This window comes from Bradyrhizobium sp. USDA 4538 (assembly GCF_024171045.1).
Taxonomy (GTDB): Bacteria; Pseudomonadota; Alphaproteobacteria; order Rhizobiales; family Xanthobacteraceae; genus Bradyrhizobium; species Bradyrhizobium australafricanum.
Map to the genome: position 1 here is coordinate 8,868,343 of NZ_JALJZE010000001.1, position 19,481 is coordinate 8,887,823.

19 protein-coding genes are annotated in these 19,481 nt (G+C 63.0%); 7 read left to right on the forward strand and 12 right to left on the reverse strand.

Annotated elements, in window-relative coordinates; all coding sequences use genetic code 11:
• Positions 1-59: 59 nt before the first annotated feature.
• The 4 genes from J2R78_RS40955 (at position 60) to J2R78_RS40970 (ending at position 3,493) form a co-directional block, all read left to right on the forward strand.
• Positions 60-1,262 carry an ABC transporter substrate-binding protein gene (locus tag J2R78_RS40955; protein ID WP_253609218.1) on the forward strand — a complete coding sequence of 401 codons (1,203 nt, stop codon included), beginning with the start codon at positions 60-62 and terminating at the stop codon, positions 1,260-1,262.
• A gap of 40 nt (positions 1,263-1,302) precedes the next feature.
• The gene (locus tag J2R78_RS40960) at positions 1,303-2,166 is read left to right on the forward strand and encodes an enoyl-CoA hydratase/isomerase family protein (RefSeq protein WP_253609219.1); all 864 of its coding nucleotides are present in this window, start codon (positions 1,303-1,305) and stop codon (positions 2,164-2,166) included.
• A 4-nt stretch (positions 2,167-2,170) separates the two neighbouring features.
• The gene (locus J2R78_RS40965; RefSeq protein ID WP_225648249.1) at positions 2,171-2,989 is read left to right on the forward strand and encodes an NAD(P)-dependent oxidoreductase; all 819 of its coding nucleotides are present in this window, start codon (positions 2,171-2,173) and stop codon (positions 2,987-2,989) included.
• An 84-nt stretch (positions 2,990-3,073) separates the two neighbouring features.
• On the forward strand, positions 3,074-3,493 hold the full coding sequence (locus J2R78_RS40970; protein ID WP_057017218.1) for a DUF2000 domain-containing protein: 420 nt from the start codon (positions 3,074-3,076) through the stop codon (positions 3,491-3,493).
• 209 nt (positions 3,494-3,702) lie between these two features.
• On the opposite strand, the gene J2R78_RS40975 is transcribed toward J2R78_RS40970, so the two are convergent.
• Positions 3,703-4,497, reverse strand: a complete 795-nt coding sequence (locus tag J2R78_RS40975) for an enoyl-CoA hydratase/isomerase family protein (RefSeq protein ID WP_225648248.1) — start codon at positions 4,495-4,497, stop codon at positions 3,703-3,705.
• A 188-nt stretch (positions 4,498-4,685) separates the two neighbouring features.
• Between J2R78_RS40975 and J2R78_RS40980 the strand changes: the two genes are divergently transcribed.
• Positions 4,686-5,195 (forward strand): ParB N-terminal domain-containing protein, encoded by a 510-nt coding sequence (locus tag J2R78_RS40980; RefSeq protein ID WP_253609220.1) that lies wholly within the window; start codon positions 4,686-4,688, stop codon positions 5,193-5,195.
• Positions 5,196-5,414: 219 nt separating this feature from the next.
• Here J2R78_RS40980 and J2R78_RS40985 read toward each other — a convergent pair whose 3' ends face one another.
• The 7 genes from J2R78_RS40985 to J2R78_RS41015 form a co-directional block, all read right to left on the reverse strand.
• A complete protein-coding gene (locus J2R78_RS40985; RefSeq protein ID WP_225648246.1) occupies positions 5,415-5,816 on the reverse strand; it encodes a Zn-ribbon domain-containing OB-fold protein in 402 nt (133 codons plus the stop codon).
• Positions 5,817-5,899: 83 nt separating this feature from the next.
• Complete coding sequence (locus J2R78_RS40990; protein WP_253609221.1) at positions 5,900-7,096, reverse strand: acetyl-CoA acetyltransferase; 1,197 nt, start codon at positions 7,094-7,096, stop codon at positions 5,900-5,902.
• Positions 7,093-8,376: a CaiB/BaiF CoA-transferase family protein gene (locus tag J2R78_RS40995; protein WP_057017215.1), complete on the reverse strand. Its 1,284-nt coding sequence runs from the start codon at positions 8,374-8,376 to the stop codon at positions 7,093-7,095. The genes J2R78_RS40990 and J2R78_RS40995 overlap by 4 nt, the downstream gene beginning before the upstream one ends.
• Positions 8,377-8,429: 53 nt before the next feature.
• Entirely contained in the window at positions 8,430-9,653 is a 1,224-nt protein-coding gene (locus J2R78_RS41000) for an ABC transporter substrate-binding protein (RefSeq protein WP_253609222.1), read from the reverse strand.
• A 27-nt stretch (positions 9,654-9,680) separates the two neighbouring features.
• On the reverse strand, positions 9,681-10,646 hold the full coding sequence (locus tag J2R78_RS41005; protein WP_253609223.1) for a 2Fe-2S iron-sulfur cluster-binding protein: 966 nt from the start codon (positions 10,644-10,646) through the stop codon (positions 9,681-9,683).
• Positions 10,643-11,962: a Rieske 2Fe-2S domain-containing protein gene (locus J2R78_RS41010; RefSeq protein WP_253609224.1), complete on the reverse strand. Its 1,320-nt coding sequence runs from the start codon at positions 11,960-11,962 to the stop codon at positions 10,643-10,645. Before J2R78_RS41010 ends, J2R78_RS41005 begins: the two co-directional genes overlap by 4 nt.
• Positions 11,963-11,975: 13 nt before the next feature.
• On the reverse strand, positions 11,976-12,302 hold the full coding sequence (locus J2R78_RS41015; RefSeq protein ID WP_253609225.1) for a hypothetical protein: 327 nt from the start codon (positions 12,300-12,302) through the stop codon (positions 11,976-11,978).
• A gap of 205 nt (positions 12,303-12,507) precedes the next feature.
• Between J2R78_RS41015 and J2R78_RS41020 the strand changes: the two genes are divergently transcribed.
• Positions 12,508-13,002: a MarR family winged helix-turn-helix transcriptional regulator gene (locus J2R78_RS41020; protein WP_057017211.1), complete on the forward strand. Its 495-nt coding sequence runs from the start codon at positions 12,508-12,510 to the stop codon at positions 13,000-13,002.
• A 21-nt stretch (positions 13,003-13,023) separates the two neighbouring features.
• Here J2R78_RS41020 and J2R78_RS41025 read toward each other — a convergent pair whose 3' ends face one another.
• From J2R78_RS41025 to J2R78_RS41040, 4 genes are read right to left on the reverse strand one after another with little or no spacing between them, the layout of a single operon-like run.
• The gene (locus J2R78_RS41025) at positions 13,024-14,217 is read right to left on the reverse strand and encodes a CaiB/BaiF CoA-transferase family protein (RefSeq protein WP_253609226.1); all 1,194 of its coding nucleotides are present in this window, start codon (positions 14,215-14,217) and stop codon (positions 13,024-13,026) included.
• 10 nt (positions 14,218-14,227) lie between these two features.
• The gene (locus J2R78_RS41030) at positions 14,228-16,465 is read right to left on the reverse strand and encodes an acyl-CoA dehydrogenase (protein WP_253609227.1); all 2,238 of its coding nucleotides are present in this window, start codon (positions 16,463-16,465) and stop codon (positions 14,228-14,230) included.
• 13 nt (positions 16,466-16,478) lie between these two features.
• On the reverse strand, positions 16,479-17,288 hold the full coding sequence (locus tag J2R78_RS41035) for an enoyl-CoA hydratase/isomerase family protein (protein ID WP_225648237.1): 810 nt from the start codon (positions 17,286-17,288) through the stop codon (positions 16,479-16,481).
• 57 nt (positions 17,289-17,345) lie between these two features.
• Complete coding sequence (locus tag J2R78_RS41040) at positions 17,346-18,212, reverse strand: FadR/GntR family transcriptional regulator (RefSeq protein ID WP_083714940.1); 867 nt, start codon at positions 18,210-18,212, stop codon at positions 17,346-17,348.
• Positions 18,213-18,293: 81 nt separating this feature from the next.
• Between J2R78_RS41040 and J2R78_RS41045 the strand changes: the two genes are divergently transcribed.
• A complete protein-coding gene (locus tag J2R78_RS41045) occupies positions 18,294-19,433 on the forward strand; it encodes an acyl-CoA dehydrogenase family protein (RefSeq protein WP_057017207.1) in 1,140 nt (379 codons plus the stop codon).
• The last annotated feature ends 48 nt before the right edge of the window (positions 19,434-19,481 follow it).

The following is a 19,481-nucleotide window of genomic DNA, read 5'->3' on the forward strand; positions in this document are numbered from 1 at the left end:
ACATCCTGCCCGCGTGACCAACACTCCACTGTCCAATGAAAGAAAATGAGGGAGCACACGTGAAGAGGAATATCTTGGCCTTGGCCATCATCGTTGCGACAGCGTCGACCGCGTCGGCCCAAATCTCGAATGACGTGGTCCGGATTGGCGTGCTGACGGACCTTTCAAGCTGGGGACGCGACAACAGCGGTCCCGGCTCGGTCGAGGCGGCAAAAATGGCCGTTGAGGAGTTCGGCCCGACGGTACTCGGAAAGCCGATCGAAATCGTGAGCGCCGACCACCAGATGAAGACCGACGTGGGCCTGCAGATCGTTCGCGACTGGTTCGACAACGGCAAGGTCGACGCAGTCGCCGACATTCCGAACTCGGGAATTGCGATAGCCGTTCACAATATGGTGCGGGAGCGCAACAAGATTGCGCTGCTCTCCGGCCCGGGCGCGAGCTCCCTGACCGACGAGCTGTGCAGCCCGAACACCGTCCATTTTTCTTACGATACCTACGCGCTGTCCAAAGTGACGGCGTCGGCTGTCATCAAGGAGGGTGGCAAGTCCTGGTTTTTTGTCACCGCCGACTACGCGTTCGGCCAGCAACTTGAGAAAGACGCGACGCGCTTCATCAAGGAGCTGGACGGCGAGGTCCTCGGCAACGTGCGGCATCCGACCAACACCGCCGACTTCTCGTCATTTGTACTGCAGGCGCAAAACTCCAAGGCGGATGTTGTGGCCTTTGCCAATGCTGGCCAGGACACCGACAACGCCATCAAGCAATCCGGTGAATTCGGCCTGGTTCAGGCCGGCCAGAAGCTTGTTGGCCTGCTGATGTTCGATACCGACGTGCACGCTGTCGGCCTGCAGGCCGCACAAGGCACTTACATGACGACGGCCTCCTACTGGAACATGGATGACAAGACCCGCGCCTGGTCAAAGAGGTTCTTCGCCCGGACCAACGTCATGCCGACCATGATTCACACCGGCGTCTACGGCTCCGTGCTGCACTATCTCAAGGCGATCAAGGCCGCCGGAACAGATGATCCCGCCGCGGTCATGGCCAAGATGCGCGAACTTCCGGTCGAGGACACATTCGTACATGGCGCCAGGCTGCGCGAGGACGGGCGGGTGATCCGTGACATGTACCTGGCGCGCGTAAAGAAGCCATCAGATTCCAAGGAGCCGTGGGACTATCTCGAGATCGTCAAGACAATCCGAGGTGAAGACGCCTATCGGCCTGTCAGCGAATCGAAGTGCGCGCTTCTCAAGAAGTGAAACGACCTGATCGGCGCAAAGAGCGAGCGAAGGCCACTGCTTGGCCGGGCGGGATTTTGGGAAACAAGTAAGGCAAATCATTGCCGAACATCAGAAGGACGATCAGTTCGTGACCACAGCACCATCTCCAATCGAACTCGTCGTTGCCGACAGGATCGGGACGATTTGGCTGAACCGGCCGGAGCGAGGCAATGGGGTCGAGCTCGGGCTGGCGACTGCGCTCAGGGCAGCTGCCTTCGACCTCGAAGGTGACGCCAGCGTCAAGGTTGTCGTCATCCGAGGCCGCGGAGCAAATTTCTCGGTCGGCGGAGACCTACGAGCTTTCTCCGCTGCCGGCGCCACCTTCCCGCGGCTTGCAATGGACATCATCACTGCTTTCCACGACGCACTCGTTTCACTGAGACGCTCAGGAAAGCCGGCTATCGCCGCGGTGCACGGGGCTTGCGCCGGCGGAGCAATGTCCCTGGCGTTGGCCTGTGATTTCGTTCTAGCCGCCGACACGGCGCATTTTTCAGTGGCCTACCGGCGGCTGGGCGTTCCCGCCGATGGCGGCATGAGTCACTCGCTGACGCGCCTCGCGGGGCCAAGGCGAGCGCTGGAGTTGATGCTCCTCTCTGACCGCATAAGCGCAAGCGAGGCACTGTCGCGCGGATTGATCACGAGAGTATGTGCAGAGCAGGAGCTCGAGGCCGAGCTGACCCGAATGGCGCGGGCGCTAGCCGATAACTCGCCCGCCGCAAGCCGTGCGGTGAAAGCCCTGGTCTGGAGCGCCGATACCGCAACGTTCGACGAACAACTGTCGGCCGAGCTAGCTTCATTCGTCGACTGCGCCTCCTCGGCGGACTTTCGCGAGGGCATGAAGGCGTTCAACGATAGGCGGCCGCCGATATTCGCAGGAGAGTGAGAAAATGGGATCCCTGGACGGTAAGGTCGTTTTCATTACAGGCGCGAGCCGCGGCATAGGCCGGGAGATTGCGCTCAAATTCGCATCGGAAGGAGCGCGAGTTGCGCTCGCGGCCAAATCGAGCGAGCCCCATCCAACTCTTCCCGGAACTATCCATACAGTGGCCGAGGACATTCGTAAGCTCGGTACCGCCGCCCTTCCCCTCCGTGTCGATGTACGCGACGCCGATGCGCTCGCAAACGCCATCGAAAGGACGGTTCAGGAATTCGGCGGGTTGGACATCCTCGTGAACAATGCCAGCGCCATCAGTCCGACCGGCCTGCTCGATACTCCGGCCAAAAAGTTCGATTTGCTGAGTGCCGTGAACGGCAGGGCGACCTACATCTGTGCCTATCATGCTGTACCGCACCTGAAGCGGTCGTCAAATCCCCACGTTCTCACCTTGTCACCGCCACTGCCGAAGTCGGCAATCTGGCTCGGCAAGTATCCGGCGTACGCCACCTCGAAGTACAGCATGACGATGTACACTCTGGCGCTGGCCGAGGAATTTCGATCGTTTGGAATTGCCGCTAATGCTCTTTGGCCAAAGACCATGATTGCGACCGACGCCGTGCGTGTGCACTACCAGTCGGATTATCGCCGCAGCCGCTCGCCTTCAATCATGGCCGATGCGGCACACTTTATCGTTACGCAAGACAGTCGCGCATTTTCGGGCAAGACCTTGATCGACGAGGAGGTTTTGCGTGCGCGGGGTGTCGACGACCTGTCGGTCTATGCAATAGATCCTGCCAGCCAGCTAGCGCCAGACATCTTGATCGAATGACTGCAGCAACGATCAGGGAAAGCTTCTCGGCAGGGAAGCATCGAGGTGTACTGGGACTTACCCGGCTGCAGGAATGGTTTCCGAATGAATACCGCCAGCGCGCGCATCGCCATTGTTGTGAATCCAGCCTTGCCGCTTGGGTTGATTGCGAACACAGTTGCGGCCTTGAGCATCGGTATCGGCGCCGCAGAGCCGGACCTCGGAGGAAACCTCTTGACCGACGGTAACGGGCTCACCGTCTGGACCAGTGCAAACCGTCCGGTACCAATTCTGCAAGCCACGCCCGAAGCGCTGTCCGTACTGCTGACGCGCGCGCAGCCATTGGCGAGCGGCGCCGTTTTGGTCCCCTTTCCTCAATTCGCCAGGGGACTCCACCGCTTTGAGGACTATCTCGCCGAATTTCCGCTGCGCGCGCTCTCGAACGAGACGATTGACGGCTTGGGCTTCTACGGGCCCGAGAAATGGGTTCGGTCGCTGACCGGCAATTTGAAGCTCTTGCGCTGAAGATAACGCCCCGTCGTGAACCTGAGGACTGACCTCATCATGAGCATGGTCGTGTACCCTTACGCCATGGCGCCATCCCCGCTCAAGCATAGCTGCGAGGTGCTCTCGTTGGGAGATTAAGACTTTCAGCCCTCGTGAGCCACGTTTCAAGCTCACCGGGAAGCCCTCGAGTGCGAGCGTCCGGCTACCTCAAGAGGAGCCGTGTGACATTAGAGCTTCTGGATTTCGGCTGGTGGTCGGCCGGCCCGCAGGCCTTCCCGAGCCGAAGCTGTCCTCATCACGGTGGAAAAGCTTTTGCGCTCGTCAGCCAGGCCTTCGGCCAACGGACGGTCGAGAGCTGACCGGGTAAGGCGCTTGGCAAAGGCCAGGCCTTCGGCACTTCGGCCCGATAGCTCAGCGCCGATCTCAAGGGAACGCGCGAGCGGATCGGCGACGACCTCATGCACAATTCCGATTTCGTGCGCGCGCTGTCCCGTCACTGTCAGGCCACGAAGGATCATCTCGAGCGCCCTGGCCTCTCCAACGATCCTGGGCAAACGCTGTGTACCGCCACCACCCGGAAAGATGCCGATGCGCGTTTCCGGAAGCCCGATCGCCGTAACACTGCTCCCGGCGATGCGCAGGTCGCATGCCAGCGAAAGCTCGAAGCCACCTCCCATGCACAGGCCATTGATTGCCGCAATGACCGGCTTGTCGACGGCTGCAATCGCATCCGTCAGCGCGTGGAAACCAGGTGGCCGAGGACCAGGCGACGACGGGGCGCGAGACGCTCCGCGCTCAATCGCATCAGCGGCCTCGGAGAGTTCCGCAACGTCGTAGTGACGGATGAAGATGCCAGGTAGGCCCCCTGTAATGACAATGACCCGGACCGATAGGGCCATCCCTGCAGCGGCTACCGCATCGAACATCTCAGCCGCCCCGACGGCCGTCATGGTGCCGAATGGGGCGTTAGCATAGGTGATGACACGGATCGCGTCGTGATCCTGGATGGAAACAAGGCGCATAGCCTACTCTCACTGCAACCGCTCGCCGGACAATCACGCGTTGGCGCTGCACCGCTCAGAATGCGCCCGGCTCCCGCACCGATCAAGCCTCGGCGCGCTAAGATTGCCATTGCAGCCGCGCGGTTCATTCTTAAAATCTGCCTCCCCGGCATACGTTTCGGACGGGCCTGTACAGCGGAGTAGACGTTATGCCCAAGCCGGAAAGCTTCCCAATCGAGAAGATCTACGTTCCCGTGAAAAGAAGGAAGGCAATCAAGCCTCAAGTCGTCGAGGAGATCGCTGGAAGCATTCTGGAAATCGGACAACAAACCCCCATTCTCGTCAGGCCCGACGAAGACCGCTTCGTTCTGGTCGAGGGACTACAGCGGCTCGAAGCTTGCAAGGCGCTTGGAGAGACGACGGTTGTGGGCATCGTGGTCTCGGCGGAGGATGCTCAGCAAAGGACGCTCTTGTCCGAGGGACCCGAAGCAGATGCGGAACGCGACAAGATGGCGCGATTGAAAAAGCTGCGTCTTGAGAAGGAAGCTGCAGAAAGTTCGAGTGCTGCCTTGAACCGGACGGATAAGCAGCGAGCCCGCTCGGCAAGGGGCGCGGGCGAGAACCCGAGAACATCGCCAAGCCGGACCTCAGCGCCGACGCCGAAAAAGACGTTGTCGGATTGGATCGCCCAGCAGAAGCGCGACGGTGGCCGTTATTGATTGCCCGCCTTCGGTCCTGCATCCAACGTCATCTAGCTGGCGATGGATTTTTCTTGATCTCTCGCTGCTCAAGCGATCTTCTAAGTCACAGCAATACTTGAACTTTCGCCCCATCCATCCTGCGCTCGTTTGAGCCAGCTTAAGCCAAGAGAAATAACGTCGACACACCGGGTCCGGCTCGTCTGCGTCTGGATTATTCTTGCCAATCCACAAAACTTGTTAGCCGGTCGAGTGACCGTCCACCCGGTCAGCGCCTTGCTTCAGCCGCCATTGCAGCAACGAAAAGGATGGATCGGACTCCGGGTGATGTTCGAAGACTCCTCCAACCTCAGTTCCGATGACCACGGTCTGGCGCGGATCGCCCAGCAGATTACCCACCATGCGCACGCCACCGGCGTGTGGTAGCTCGACGAGCAGCGCGAGATACGGGCCGTGCTGCTTTAGCGCCGGGTGTGACGGATGCCACACGCGTTCCCAACTGTAGATGCGGCCGGTCGGCTCGACGTCCGTCCACCTAAGGTCAAAGGAATGACAATTGTGGCAAATCCATTCAGGCCCGAACTGCCAGGAACGGCAGCGGGCGCAGCGTTGCACCAGCAGGCGGTTTTCCCGCAGGCCCATCCAATACGGCGCCGAAAGCCCATCTGGGTCACTGACCGGAATGGGCAACCCGGCAGGAAGATAGTGCGCACGTGAAGACCCACTCATAGCGTCGCCTCTGAACCCAGAATGAGGTTGCTGGCCGGCGTCACCATCGGGCCGCCGATCACCAGCGCCACATCATTTCGTCGAGCCTGGCTCGCCGACGCGCCACGCACCTGACGAACCGCTTCAAGCACCAGCTCAAAGCCGTGCATGTAGCATTCGGCAAGGTTGCCGCCACTGGTGTTGAGCGGGAGCCTCCCGGATGGAGCGATCAAATTGTCGAAGGTCAGGAAGTCGTTGGCCTTCTCGGGCCTGAAGAAGCCGTGCTCCGCCAGCGCCATCACGACACCGCCGGTGAAGTTCTCGTACGCCTGGACCACACCGACATCTGACGGCCCTACCCCGGCCATGCGGTACAAATCGGATGCAACGGTGCCGAAGTTCGCGGTGGCGTAGAGCGGCGCATTGTGCGCCGTTGCCGCCGCACGATGTCCGGATCCGAAGGCCGCACTGAGCAGATAGGCCGGCTTGTGCCGGAAGTCGCTGGCGCGCTCTGCCGATACCAGCACCAATGCCGCTGCGCCGTCATTTTCCATGCAGCAATCGTAAAGATGGAAGGGCTCCACGATCCAGCGCGAGGCATCGTACTTCTCGATATCCAGCGGCTTGCCTCGCATCACCGCGCGCGGGTTGGCCTGGGCATGATGATAGGAGGCGAGCGCAATCGCGCGCAAAGCCTCCTGTCGCACGCCATGCTCGTGCATGTAGCGTTGCACCCGCATGGCAAAGCGCTGCGGGGGAGCCAGCACCCCATAGGGCATCAGATAGGACCGTTCGCCCGAAACGGTGTGAATCCCGGCTGCCTGTCCGAAACGGCCATATTGGCCCTGCGCCAATGAGCGGAACACCACGACACAATCGGCAAGGCCCGCGACGATCGAGGCGGCCGCATTGGCAACCGCCGCGCTGCAACCGCCGCCGCCTCCGCCCCATTGCATGGTCGCGGAGCGCAGTCGATGCGTACCCAGCGCCGCAGCCAGCCGTGACGCCTCGCTGCGATCGTCGCTGTAGGACGAGAAGCCATCGATCTCGCGGGGATCGAGCCCGGCATCCTCGCAAGCCGTGAGGATCGCCTTCAACGCGAGCTTGAATTCCGGATCGGGAGAAGCGCCATGACGATAATATTCGGTTTCACCGATCCCGATCACGGCCACACGGCCCCGCAGCGTCCGCTCGTCTCGCGCGCGCCCGGTCACGGTTTGGCATCCTGTCGCGAAGCCTCGCTGCCGAAGGCTCCGCCTCCGGCAAGGCGCGCGATCTCCGTCTTGTCGTAGCCGAGCAACTCAAGCAGCACATTCTCGGTGTGCTGCCCAACTGCCGGTGCCGCAACGGGATCCACGATCGGTGTCCGCGAATACCGGATCGGCAGGTTCACGTTCGGCACCCACCCCACCGTCTCATGCGGGATCCGGGTGACGATCCCGCGCTCCCTCGCCTCGGGCGAACGGATCGCCTCGCCGACGGTGCGCAGCTGGCCGCAGGGCACGCCGGCCGCCCGCATCCGCGACTGCCAGTGCGACCAGGGCTGCCGGGCAAAGGCATCGCCGAGGATCGCGAACAACTCCTCGCGCCGGCGGATTCGATCGGGGCCGGTTGCATAGATTTCGGCCCCCGCGAGATCCTCGCGCTCGAGAACCTGCGCCGTCAGGCGCTGGAAGATCTTGTCGTTGCCGCAGTTGATATAGAAGGAACAATCGCTGGCCTGGAACACACCCGACGGACACGTGTCCGGGCTGGTGTTGCCGCTTCGCCTCGGATCGGCACCGCTGAACAGCGACTGCGTGGTCGCGTAGCCGGTCATCAGGACGGCGTTCTCGAACAATGACACCTCGATGGCCTGGCCGTGCCCGCTGCGCTCGCGCGCCAACAGGGCGCCAAGGATCGCATTGCTGGCCATCATCGCAGTGCTGATGTCCATCACCGGCGACAAAGCCCGCACGCCTTCGCGGTCGGCATAGCCGTTCATCGACACGAAGCCGCTCTCGACCTGCGCGATCGGATCAAAGCCAAGCCGGTCCGAAAATGCCCCGTCGCGGCCATAGGCCGACACCGAGCAGTAGATGATCTCGGGTTTGATCTTGCGGCAGCTCTCGTAGTCGAGCCCCAGCCGTGCCATCACGCTCGCAGAAAAATTCTCGACAAGGACGTCCGCCGTCGCGATCAGCTCGCGCGCGATCTTCAGGCCCTCCAGGGATTTGAGATCGAGGGCGACGCTGCGCTTGTTCCGGTTGGTCCACAGGAACGGCGCACCGTGCCTGAGATCGGGATGCACCGGGGGATAACGGCGCAGATCGTCGCCGCGGCCCGGCGCTTCGATCTTGATCACCTCGGCCCCCATGTCGGCGAGGATCATGGTGGCAAACGGCCCCGCGATGAAATGCGAGAAATCGATCACCCGGATCCCCTCGAGCGCTCTTGGCGCGCCGGCGGGACGAGGCGTGTGCTCGGGGAAGTCGGCTTCAAGCTGATCCAGCATCGGGATATCCGTCAATTTGAGCAGTGTTGATCCAAGGATCGCGGCCGTCGTCGTCAATTGCTCTTCGGCGGGTCGATGAGCGAGCAACCGCCCTGGTCGAGCGGCCGGAAGGCTTCCGGCCCGGACAGCGCGCCGACCTGCTCCAGCAGGTCCCACTTGCTCTTCGAGGCACTCGGGCTCTTCACCTTGAAGATGTACATGTTGTGGATGGCGCGGCCGTCGGCGCGCACCACGACCGGCCCGAACAAAGCGTCATCGATCGGCTTCTCCTTCAGCTTCTGGATCACGGCCGGCGCGTCATTGGTTCCCGCCGCCAGCGCCGCGTTCAGATAGGCCAGCACGGAGGAATAGACGCCGGCGTGGAAGGCGGTCGGCGACTGCCCATGCTGCCGCTCGCCGAATTTGGCCGACCAGGCGCGGCTGGCATCGTCGAGGTCCCAGTAGAACGGCTGCGTGATGATCAGCCCCTCCCCGACCGCAAGCCCGCTAGACTCGACATCGTTGGTGGTGGTCAATAGCGCGGCGAAGGTGCGCCCGCTCTGCTTCAGCCCGAACTCGGCGGATTGCTTGATCAGGCTGACGGTGTCGCCACCGGCGGTCGCGAACGCGATCACGTCGGCGCCCGAGCCTTCGGCCTGCAGGATGAACGAGGCATAGTCCGCATTGTTGATCGGTACATTGACCGATCCGAGAACGGTCCCGCCGCCGGCACCGATCACCGCCGTTCCGTCGCGCACCATCGATTTGCCGAGCGCATTGTCGGTGGCGATGAAGTACCATTTCTTGCCGCCGTGATGCACGAGATAGGCGCCGATGGTGTGAGAGGCCGCCCAGGTATCGAAGGTCCACTGAATCGTATTGGGTGAGCAGTATTTCCCGGTCAGGTCGGACGACGCCGCGCTCGATGCGATCAGCGCCGCTTTGGTGCCGCGCATGACCTCGTTGACCGCCAGCCCAACGGCCGAGTTCGGCACGTCGGCGACCGCATCGACCTTCTCCTGATCGATCCAGCGGCGCGCGATGGCGGCGCCGACATCAGCCTTGTTCTGGTGGTCCGCCGAGACGATCTCGACCTTGAAATCCGGATGAAGCCGCATGAAGTCCTCGGCCGCCATTTTGGCCGCTGTCACCGAACCTTCGCCGGCATTGTCCGAGTAAGGGCCGGACGCGTCGTTGAGCACGCCGATCTTCAGAGACCGCGCGGCGACCGCCGTCGCCGGCGAACCGGCACAAAAGGCCAGGAGAGCTATTCCGGCTATCTGCGAAAGATACTTCATTGTTTCCACCCGTCGTATGTTGTTGTGTTAGAGATCGAGCACAAGCGTCCGGGACTTGGCGCCCGAGCAGCAGATCATGACGCTCTTGTTCGCCGCCTGCTCTTCGTTGCTCAGGAACTGGTCGCGATGGTCGGGTATGCCCTCGAGCACGCGCGTCTCGCAGGTGCCGCAGACACCTTCGGTACAGGCATAGTTCGCGGCGATCCCGGCCTCCAGCAGCGCATCGAGAATGGTCTTGCCGGCCTCGACTGCGATGGTGCGGTTGCTTCGCGCCAGCTTGACGTCGAAGCCACCTTCGGTGGCTGGAGCTTCCCGGGCCTTGAAATATTCGACATGTACGTGATCGGCCGGGCGATCGGCCGTCGCCGCCTCGAGCGCCTCGAGCATGGGCACCGGACCGCAACAGTAGAGATGCGCGCGAGGCGGAGCGTTCCTGACGAGCGCCGGGAGATCGAACACCCGTCCCGATCGCTCGTCGTCGAAATCGAGATGTACCCTCGATCGATACGTGCCGAGTTCGTCGAGGAATGCGGCAGCGGCGCGCGTCCTCGCGGCATAGAACAGCTCCCAGTGACGTCCAAGCGCCTCAAGCCGTCGGATCATCGACAGCAGCGGCGTGATGCCGATGCCCCCGGCGATCAGGACAGAATGGTCGGCCTCCTCACGGAGCGCGAAGTTATTCCGCGGCTCGGAGATCCTTATGATGTTCCCGACCCCGACGGTGTCGTGGACGAAGCTGGACCCACCCCGGCTCTCGCCATCCCTGTTCACCGCGATGACATACCGGTGCCGCTCGCATTGGTCGTTTACCAGCGAATAGCTGCGGATCATGCCGTTCGGCAGATGCAGGTCGATGTGGCTCCCGGCCGTGAACGGCGTCAGTTCGCCGCCCGTCGGGGCAATCAGCTCATACGAATTGATCCGCTCGGCCTCATATCCGATACGCTTGACCAGCACCTCCAGCGTACCAGCCGTGTGTTTGAATGCGCTCACAGCTCGTACCCGAAATCGGCGCCAAGCTTCGCACGCATGAACGGCGCGCCGACGTCAACCCACAAATCCTCCGGCGGCAACCGCAGCGAGACCGCTCGCACCATGAACACGTCCGGGTCCAAGACTCCTTTGGGCTTGATCGCGTGATCGCGATAGGCGCCAAGCGCTTCAAGAATGAAACGTCGCGTCATCGCGATGCCGGTATCACTTGAGCAGAGCGTCTCCTTGGTGCGATCAAAGATCGGCGAGACGCCGCTTTGGCAGGCGCCGTCCTGCACCCAGAGCCCCGGCAGGCCCGAGAACCAGGTGGTCCGCTGCGCCTCATAGTCGAACTGAAAGCCGTTCTGCGGATTGTATTTCGTCCAGTAGCCTGCGTATGGGACCGTCACCGGGTGCTGGACGAGCGCGTGGCGGCTGGCATGACCACTCTCGCGGCCCTTGTGTCCTTCGGCGAAGACCTGCCGGGTTTTCTCCAGCAGCGGCTCCGATGGATGATAGGAGAACATGATGCAGAGCGTGTTCTCGTCATCGATCGGGACCCAGGCGTGCCCGCTCAAATCCGGGAACGGAAACAGCGGAGGCACCAGCGTATAGAACGGCAGCAGGAACTGGTTGACCCGCCAGTACAGCGTGTTGGCATCGTAATTGCGCCGCGCGGCGATGCTCATGCCGAAATCCTGCTTGATGCATTCGAAGGTCGGGCGCAGGTCGCGCTTCTGGATCCAGGCGCTCGTCGTGCCCTGCGCATCCAGCCGTCCATGAAGCAGCGGCGCGTGCGCCGAATCGATCTCACCCTCGACCGCCTGCAGCCAATTGCACTCCTGGACGCGAACCGAGATGTGCACCTGCTCGGCCGGCACCAGATTCCATTCGAGGTTCGGCAGCGGCGGAAGCTCAGCCTGGTCGGGACCCATATAGGTCCAGATCATCCCGTTGCGCTCCTTGCAGGGATAGGCCTTGATCCGCACCCGCTCCTTGAGGCGGCTGCGCACTGGCTCTGCCGGCATGTCAGTCACGGCGCCGGTGACGTCGAATTTCCAGCCGTGATAGACGCAGCGCAGCCCGCAATCCTCATTTCGCGCAAAGACCAGCGGCGCTCCGCGATGCGGGCAGGCCTGGTCGACCAGCCCGATGCGCCCCTCGGAATCGCGAAAGGCGACGAGATCCTCGCCCAGCAGCCGGATGCGCTTCGGCTGCCCGTCCGCGGCGAGATCAGCCGACGGCAGGAAAGGAATCCAGTACAGGCGGAAAAGTTCGCCGAGTGGCGTTCCCTTGCCGACCCTCACCAGCCGTTCATTGTCTTCGCGCGAGAGCATGGGGTTGCCTCCTTCAATTGCGTGTGGCCGGGCCTGCCGCGCCGCCGAGAAGCGCGGCGACACGGTCAGACAGTCCGAGATCCTGGGCGGTCCAGAGCGGATCGGATGCGGTGAGCGGCTGGCGTGGAATGGGAGGTTGCTTGCCCTCCTCCACCAGGCCGACAATCAATTCGATGCGCCGCCGCTCGAGCTCGCGCAGAGCGTCCTCGACGACGGCGGCTTCAGCCGTGCACCCCGGCAGCTCCGGATAGGCAAGGCGAACCCGCCACTGCCCCGGCTCGGTTTCGACTGCCTCCGCCTCAAGCAAATAGGGAATCGACAGCAGCTCACGCAGGTCCAAGTTTCAACCTCCCTGAACGACGTCTTCGCTCGCATTTGATACGTATACGTACTACATTATCGGAAGGCTGACAAGAGCCGAGGGCGACCCTGTCTCCCTCAGAAGAGGCTGGTGACGTGGTTCGCCACAGGGTTGAGGACGATCAGCCAAGCTGCTAACGGCTAGGACGCAATTCGCAGAACGCAGCTGGGATCCAGACAACGGCATGGCAGCCGATAAAGGCAAGCAGACAACCTCGGCGGCAGACGTTGCACGCGACTGGCAGCTCGAGGGTGGTGTCGGATTCCTGTTGCGTCTGCTGGAGGCCCGCTACGATGGGCTCTATCAAAGCATGACGCGCCAGAGCGATATCACGCCGCGGCAGTTCGGTGTGCTGATGGCGCTGTATCAGTTAGGTCCTCTAACCCCCTCCGTGTTGGCCGAACGGATCAGCTGCGACCGCAACACGCTCAGCGAAATGCTGAAGCGCATGGTCGCGCGCAGACTGGTCTCGAAGAAAGACAATCCGGACGACCGCCGCTCGCTCCAGGTGCAGATCACGGCTAAAGGCGAGGAAGCGCTTCTCGCCGTCATTCCGGCCGCCGCCGAGCTGCAAAACATCATGCTGGCCCCCCTTCGCAAGGAGGACCGCGCGCATTTCCTGAAATGCCTGCTGGCGATCGCGAAGGCTCCGCCGCCGGACAGTCCGGCCGATACGTGAAATCGCCGGCGTCCAGCGGCCCTACGCCTGCACCTTCCCGAACGTGCCCGCAGCGGCGAGCGTCGCGATTGCGTCCGGCGACAGGCCCAGGATCCGCGACAGCACATCGTCCCGCTGCGCGCCGATCCCGGGAACTCGACGTCCCATCGGCGTATCGGCCCCGGACATCTGCCATGGCGCATTGACGCCAATGAAGTCACCTGCCCCGTCCGAGACGGTCCCAAACACCCCACGTTGGCGCAAATGGGCATCGGTCAGCGCCGCGCCCGGCGTCCGGTACTCGGCGCAGGGAACACCGGCGCGATCCAGCGCCGCGATGCATTCAGCAACGGTGTGGCGTTCGGTCCATTTCTCGATCACCTGCATCATGGCGGTCCAATTGGCGCCGCGCGCTGGAATGGTCGAAAAGCGCGGATCGTTCACCAGCTCTTCCTGCCCGGTCACCTCGCACAGCGCCGCGAAATTACGCGGCGTGACCGGGGCGATCAGAATATCGCCATCGCGCGCGCGGACCGGCCCATAGGTCGGGCGCGGCGAACGGATCGGGAATTGCGCCTCCTGAAGCTCATAGACCAGCAGATTCATCATGCAGTCCATCAAGGCTACATCGACGCGCTGTCCTTTCCCGGTGCGCGTTCGCTGGACCATCGCGGTCTGGATCGCGGAATAGCCGAAGATGCCGCCGAGGATATCGGCGACAAAGATCGCGCCCGGCGCGGGACGCTCCCGGTCACCGGCATAACGCATCAGGGAGTGATCGAATCCGCTCTCGGCATGGACGATCATCGCATAAGCCGCGCGCTCGGCTGCTGGGCCTGACTGGCCATAACCCGAGATCGAGCAATAGATGAGGCGCGGGTTGATCTCGCAGAGCGTCTCGTAGCCAAGACCAAGGCGGTCCATCACGCCAGGGCGGAAATTCTCGACGAGAATGTCCGCCTCCGCGACCATGCGATGTACGAGCCTGATGGCGTCGGCATTCTTCAGGTCCAGCGCCAGGCTACGCTTGCCGGCATTGAGCTGGCCGAAATAGGTGCTGTGGCCTTCCCGCAGCGGCGTTCGCAACCGCATGTCATCGCCTTCCGGAGGCTCGATCTTGATGACCTCGGCGCCGACATCGGCGAGCAGCCGCGCGCAATACGGCCCTGCCACCATGATCGAGAAATCGAGCACGCGCACGCCGGCGAGCGGCGCCCTGACGCCATCCTTCTGCATCCAATCTCTCCTATCTCGGCAGTCCGAGCGCGCGTTGCGCGATCAGACTGCGCTGAATCTCGTTGGTCCCGATGCTGATGACCCACATCAGCGAATGCCGCAGGTTTTGCTCGAAGCGACCGTTGTCGATCGCGCCCGGCATCTGCTCGGACAGCGCGGCCCGCATGCCAAGGATGTCGAGCGCGGCCTCGCCGAATCGCTCCATCAGCTCACCGGAAAACACCTTGCTGATCGCGCCATATTCCGGCAGCGTCACGCCGTCGGCGGCAAGCTCGGCGCAATGCATCATCAAGAGACGGCCGATCTCGATCTCTGACGCCAAGGTCACCATCCTGTCGCGGATGATTGGATCATCGGCGAGAGACCGATCACCTTGCTTCGCCATCACATGCGAACGCAGTTGCTCGAAGGCGTGCGCGACCTTCAGGACGATCCCGCCACCAACCAGCCCGCGCTCGAAGGCCAGCGCGCCGGTCAACACTTTCCAACCGCCATTGACCTCGCCGACCAGGTTCTCCGAGGGGATGCGGACGTTGTCGTAGAAGATATTGGCAAACGTGCCATCATACATGGTTGCTGATGGACGGATCGTGATGCCCGGCGCATCCATCGGCACGATGAACATGCTGATGCCCGCGTGCGGCGGCTTCGCGTCCTTGTCGGTCCGCGCGGCGAGGAACATGTATTTGCCCCACCAGGTGGTGGTCCAGATCTTCTGGCCGTTGATCACCCAGTGATCGCCGTCCCTGGCCGCACTGGTGCGCAGCGCGGCAAGGTCCGACCCTGCCTGCGGCTCGCTGTAGCCCATGCCATGCATCGCTTCGCCACGCAGGATTTCCGGAAGGTATTTCTGCTGCTGCGCTGCCGTGCCGAACATCATCAGCGCATTGGCTTGGATCGCCGCGCCGATCCGCGGCGCCTCGCCCCGCTCCATCGTCTCCGTGAAGGCGATCTGCTCCAGCGGCGAGCGCGCCTGGCCGCCGAATTGCTCTGGCCATCCGAGCCCGATCCATCCGGTCTCACCGATGTCGCGGGCGAAGCCGGCATCGAACTCACGCTTGGCGAAGGGTCTTCCGTCGAATGCTTGCTTCGTATCTCCAGTCCAGTGTTGCTCGAGCCAGAGCCGGATCTGCTCGCGAAACGCATTTCCAGCGGCCCCGAGGTCATATTGCGGCAGCCCGACGCCGCCCGCATCCAGCAGCCGCGCTGCCAGCCTGCTCTTGGCATCCGAGGCGCCGCCAAGCGCGATCGTATCGAGATGCACGCGCTTGAAGTGGATTGGCGCCTCGTGCTCTTCGGCATAACCGATCGCACCGAACGTATGCTGGACCTCCAGCGACACCTGCCGCAGCGCATGACCGGAGAACGCCGATGCGCAATCGGCGAAGTAGCGCCAGCCGCCCTCGCCGCCGTCATGCAGTCTGGCGGCATGGTCGAGGATCAACCTGACGCCTTCGAGCGCAATCAGGCAGTCGGCCAGCTTGTGCTGGATGGCCTGGAACCTGCCGATCGGCTGCCCGAACTGGTGCCGTTCCTTGGCGTAGTCCACGGCGAGCTCAAAGGCACGCCGCGCAGCGCCATAGGCACGCGCGGTCAACATCGCTCTGCCCTTGATGCGGAGATGGTCGAGATCGACCGTATCTATGGGAATGCGCGTGAGCGGCGCTTCGTTCAGCCGGACCTCGTAGAGTCCCCACGCTCCCATCGCGCGGGTTGCGACGCACTCGACACCGGAACCGTCAAGATTGATCAGCCCAAGCTGGGCCTGGTCTAGAACGACCAGAAGATGCGTCGCGTCTCCGGCAGCCTCGACAAAACGAAGCACGCCCTTTGCCTTGAGGTCCGTGACCTCAACCGCTCCTGTGCGGGCGTCCGGATCCAGCGCACCGAATGAGAAGGCGACGGTCGCCTCCCCGGACTGCAGCCGCTCCAGCAGATCCACCGCGACGTCGACCTGCGATCCGGAGATCGCAAGATTAGCGAGCGCCGCAGACCACATCGGCGCCGTGCAGCCGGCCCGGCCGAGTTCCGCCATGACGACGAAGATTTCGGCGAGCCCGCCTTCGCCGCTCTCCGCACCAAGCGCGGCGACGCCCTGCCCAACGAGCTTGCGCCAGATCGCCGACACCTCGTCCGGCGAGGACGATGCGGCCAAACCGAGTGGAAGCCAATGCTCGTCCAGGAAACCGCGCAAGGAATCGCGCAGCATTCCTGCGACATCGTCATTCGACGCTTCGATCGCCGCCATGGTGAGGCCCGCGCTATGCCTGGCCGAATCTGGGCTTCCGCTTCTCCTTGAACGACATAGTCGCTTCCTTGTGGTCGGCAGTCTCGAACGTCACCTGCTCCAGCGCCATCGACGCCTCCAGCAGCATGTTGACGCGCTCCTTGACGATCTGATTGATCGACAGCTTGGTCCAGCGAATGGCCCAGGTCGGACCGTTGGCGAGCTCGACCGCGATCGCGCGGGCCTTGGCCAACACCTCCGCGCGCGGCGCGACATGATTGACCAGCCCGATCCGCTCCGCCTCATTTCCCTTCAGGAGCGTGCCGCGGATCAGGAATTCCTTGGCCTTGTTGATGCCGACCAGCAGCGGCCAGATCACTGTGCCGCCGTCGCCGGCGACGAGGCCAACACGCGAGACGTGGGTGTCGCCGATCCGCGCGTCTTCCGCCATCACCGTGATGTCGCAAAGCAGCGCATGGGTCGCCGCAAGGCCGATGGCATCGCCATTGATCGCCGCGATGATGGGCTTGTCGAGCTCGAGCTGGCGGGTGACTCCGCGGCGGCTGATCATGGGATCGTGTACCTCGCCCTCTTCGAGCACGTCGCCGCCGGGCCGCTCGGACATCGCCTTGACGTCGCCACCGACGCTGAAGAAGTCGCCCGCCCCGGTCAGCACCACGGCATTAACGGCGTGATCGTCGGCGAGGTCGTCCCAGATCGTGCGCAACTCGCGGATCAGCTTCTGATTGATGGCATTGCGCGCCTGCGGGCGGTTCAAGGTCACGGTCGCGACCTTGTCCGCGACCTCGACCGTCAGGCATTCATATTTGGCGTAATTGGACACGTTTGCCTCCATTGTTTCGCTGTTTGAGTTGTTGATTATTGGCAACGCAGGCGCGCGCTAGCGGCGCATCCCGGGCTGCACATCCGCCAATGCGACGTGAAGCGACATGGCGCCCGGATCCTGCTCGAGCATGCGCTGCACGGATTCCAGATGCGATCGCAGCAATCGGCTTGCCAGATCGACGTTCCGTTCGCTGAGGGCTGCCAGGAATTGCCGCCGCTTCTCGGCCAGCCGTGCCATCGCGACCCCGCTGGAAGCGACCTTGGCGTAGACGAAGCGCATGTGGATCTCGGTGACCGAGTCCACGATCATCGCAATCACCTTGTTGCCGGTCGAGGCCGCCAGCAGCTTGTAGAACTCGCGCGAACATTCGACCCGGTCGAGCAGCCGCCCCTCCTTGGTCGCAAGCTCCGTCCGCTCGATATTGGCTTCCAATGCATCGAGATCGGCCCGGCGGGCATTGGCACAAGCCAACTGCACCACGAGGTCGAGGACGTGGACCCGCGCCTCCGACAATTCCCGCACCGAAATCGTGCCGAGGCTCAGCATGTCGCGCATGACCTCGTTCATGCGGCGGGTGTCGCCCTGCTGGATGAAGGCGCCGCCCTTGACGCCCTTCTGCAGCCGGAGCACGCCGGCCATTTCGAGGCTGCGCAATGCTTCCCGCAGCACATTCCGACTGACGCCGAGCTGCTGAGCCAGCTCGCGCTCGGCCGGCAGCTTGTCGCCGGGCTTCAGCACGCCGAGCGCGAGTTGCTCGCGAATGCGCTCGCAGATCTCCTCGAACGTCCGCCTGGTGTGAATCGGCTTGAATGTCGGCGCGGCCGGCGAGCCGGCCGCACGATGATCGGTGGCCCGCTCCCGGCGGCTCGGCGAGGCGGCACGGGAGCGCCGCGGCGCGCGAGGGCTTGACTTGGTGCTCATGCGGTGAATTATTAAATGGATCACCCATTCAATGGAAGCCCTTTTTTAGCTTCCGGCAAAGAAAACGAAACGGGAGTTCGCATGAGTTTTTCCGAGGAGCAGGTCGCGTTCCGCGACAACGTGCGCAGAATGGTCGCCAGGCACGTGGCGCCGATCGCCGCCGAGATCGACGAAACCGACCGCTTCCCGCTCGAACTGGTCAAGCTGTTCGGCGAGATGGGACTGATGCAGCTCTGGGTGCCGGAGCGCTATGGCGGCCCGAATGGCAACCTGACCATGGCCTGCATCGCGCGCGAGGAGATCTCCAAGGTCTCCCCTGCCTGTGCGTCGATCGCCGCGCTCAACACCATGTTCATCATGCCGCTGCTGCATTTCGGCTCTGAGGAGCAGCGCAAGAAGTATCTGCCGATCATCGCCGAGGGTGGCGTGGTCACGGCAATCGCGATCTCGGAGCCGCAGGCCGGCTCCGACGTCGCCGCGCTCAACACCCGCGCCCGCAAGGACGGCGATAGTTATGTCCTGAACGGCCGCAAGCAGTGGTGCAGCTATGGTGTCGCGGCCGACTACATCGTGGTCATGGCGCGAACCAGTGACGGCGCCGGTGCGGACGGCATCAGCGCCTTCATCGTCGAGCCGAAGAGAATGCCGGGCATCACGTTCGGCCGCCACGAGCGCAAGATGGGCTTTCGCGGCGCGCCCAACACGCCGATCTTCTTCGACAATGTCCGCGTTCCCGCGGAAAACCTCGTCGGTGAGGAAGGCAAGGGCTTTCGCGCGTCGATGCGCGCGCTCGACCTCAACCGGCCGACCATCGGCGCGCAATCCGTCGGCCTCGCACAAGGCGCACTGGATGCCTGCGTCGCCTACGCCAAGGAGCGCAAGCAATTCAAGAAACCGATCGCCGAGTTCCAGGGCGTGCAGTTCATGCTCGCCGACATGGCCATGCAGATCGAGGCGGCCCGCGCGCTGGTCTACGAATGTGCCCGCGCCGGCGATGCCGGCGACTGGAAGCGGCTCAACGTGCTTGCCAGCATGGCCAAATGTGTCGGCAGCGACATGGCGATGAAGGTGACGACCGACGCGGTCCAGATCTTCGGCGGCTACGGCTACACGATGGACTATCCGGTCGAACGCATGATGCGCGATGCCAAGCTGACCCAGATTTTTGAAGGCACCAACCAGATCCAGCGCGTGGTGATCGCCCGCGAGCTGCTGCGCTAGCGCGGATCGATTTCAAGAAGAAGCAATTGCAGGGAGGAACGAACTTGA

Excerpts from the sequence above, each read along its gene's own strand:
- J2R78_RS40965 (WP_225648249.1), top strand. The coding sequence starts at position 2,171 with ATGGGATCCCTGGACGGTAAGGTCGTTTTCATTACAGGCGCGAGCCGC.
- J2R78_RS40970 (WP_057017218.1), top strand. The coding sequence starts at position 3,074 with ATGAATACCGCCAGCGCGCGCATCGCCATTGTTGTGAATCCAGCCTTG.
- J2R78_RS40975 (WP_225648248.1), bottom strand. The coding sequence starts at position 4,497 with ATGCGCCTTGTTTCCATCCAGGATCACGACGCGATCCGTGTCATCACC.
- J2R78_RS40980 (WP_253609220.1), top strand. The coding sequence starts at position 4,686 with ATGCCCAAGCCGGAAAGCTTCCCAATCGAGAAGATCTACGTTCCCGTG.
- J2R78_RS40985 (WP_225648246.1), bottom strand. The coding sequence starts at position 5,816 with ATGGGCCTGCGGGAAAACCGCCTGCTGGTGCAACGCTGCGCCCGCTGC.
- J2R78_RS40995 (WP_057017215.1), bottom strand. The coding sequence starts at position 8,376 with ATGCTGGATCAGCTTGAAGCCGACTTCCCCGAGCACACGCCTCGTCCC.
- J2R78_RS41000 (WP_253609222.1), bottom strand. The coding sequence starts at position 9,653 with ATGAAGTATCTTTCGCAGATAGCCGGAATAGCTCTCCTGGCCTTTTGT.
- J2R78_RS41010 (WP_253609224.1), bottom strand. The coding sequence starts at position 11,962 with ATGCTCTCGCGCGAAGACAATGAACGGCTGGTGAGGGTCGGCAAGGGA.
- J2R78_RS41020 (WP_057017211.1), top strand. The coding sequence starts at position 12,508 with ATGGCAGCCGATAAAGGCAAGCAGACAACCTCGGCGGCAGACGTTGCA.
- J2R78_RS41025 (WP_253609226.1), bottom strand. The coding sequence starts at position 14,217 with ATGCAGAAGGATGGCGTCAGGGCGCCGCTCGCCGGCGTGCGCGTGCTC.
- J2R78_RS41030 (WP_253609227.1), bottom strand. The coding sequence starts at position 16,465 with ATGGCGGCGATCGAAGCGTCGAATGACGATGTCGCAGGAATGCTGCGC.
- J2R78_RS41040 (WP_083714940.1), bottom strand. The coding sequence starts at position 18,212 with ATGAGCACCAAGTCAAGCCCTCGCGCGCCGCGGCGCTCCCGTGCCGCC.
- J2R78_RS41045 (WP_057017207.1), top strand. The coding sequence starts at position 18,294 with ATGAGTTTTTCCGAGGAGCAGGTCGCGTTCCGCGACAACGTGCGCAGA.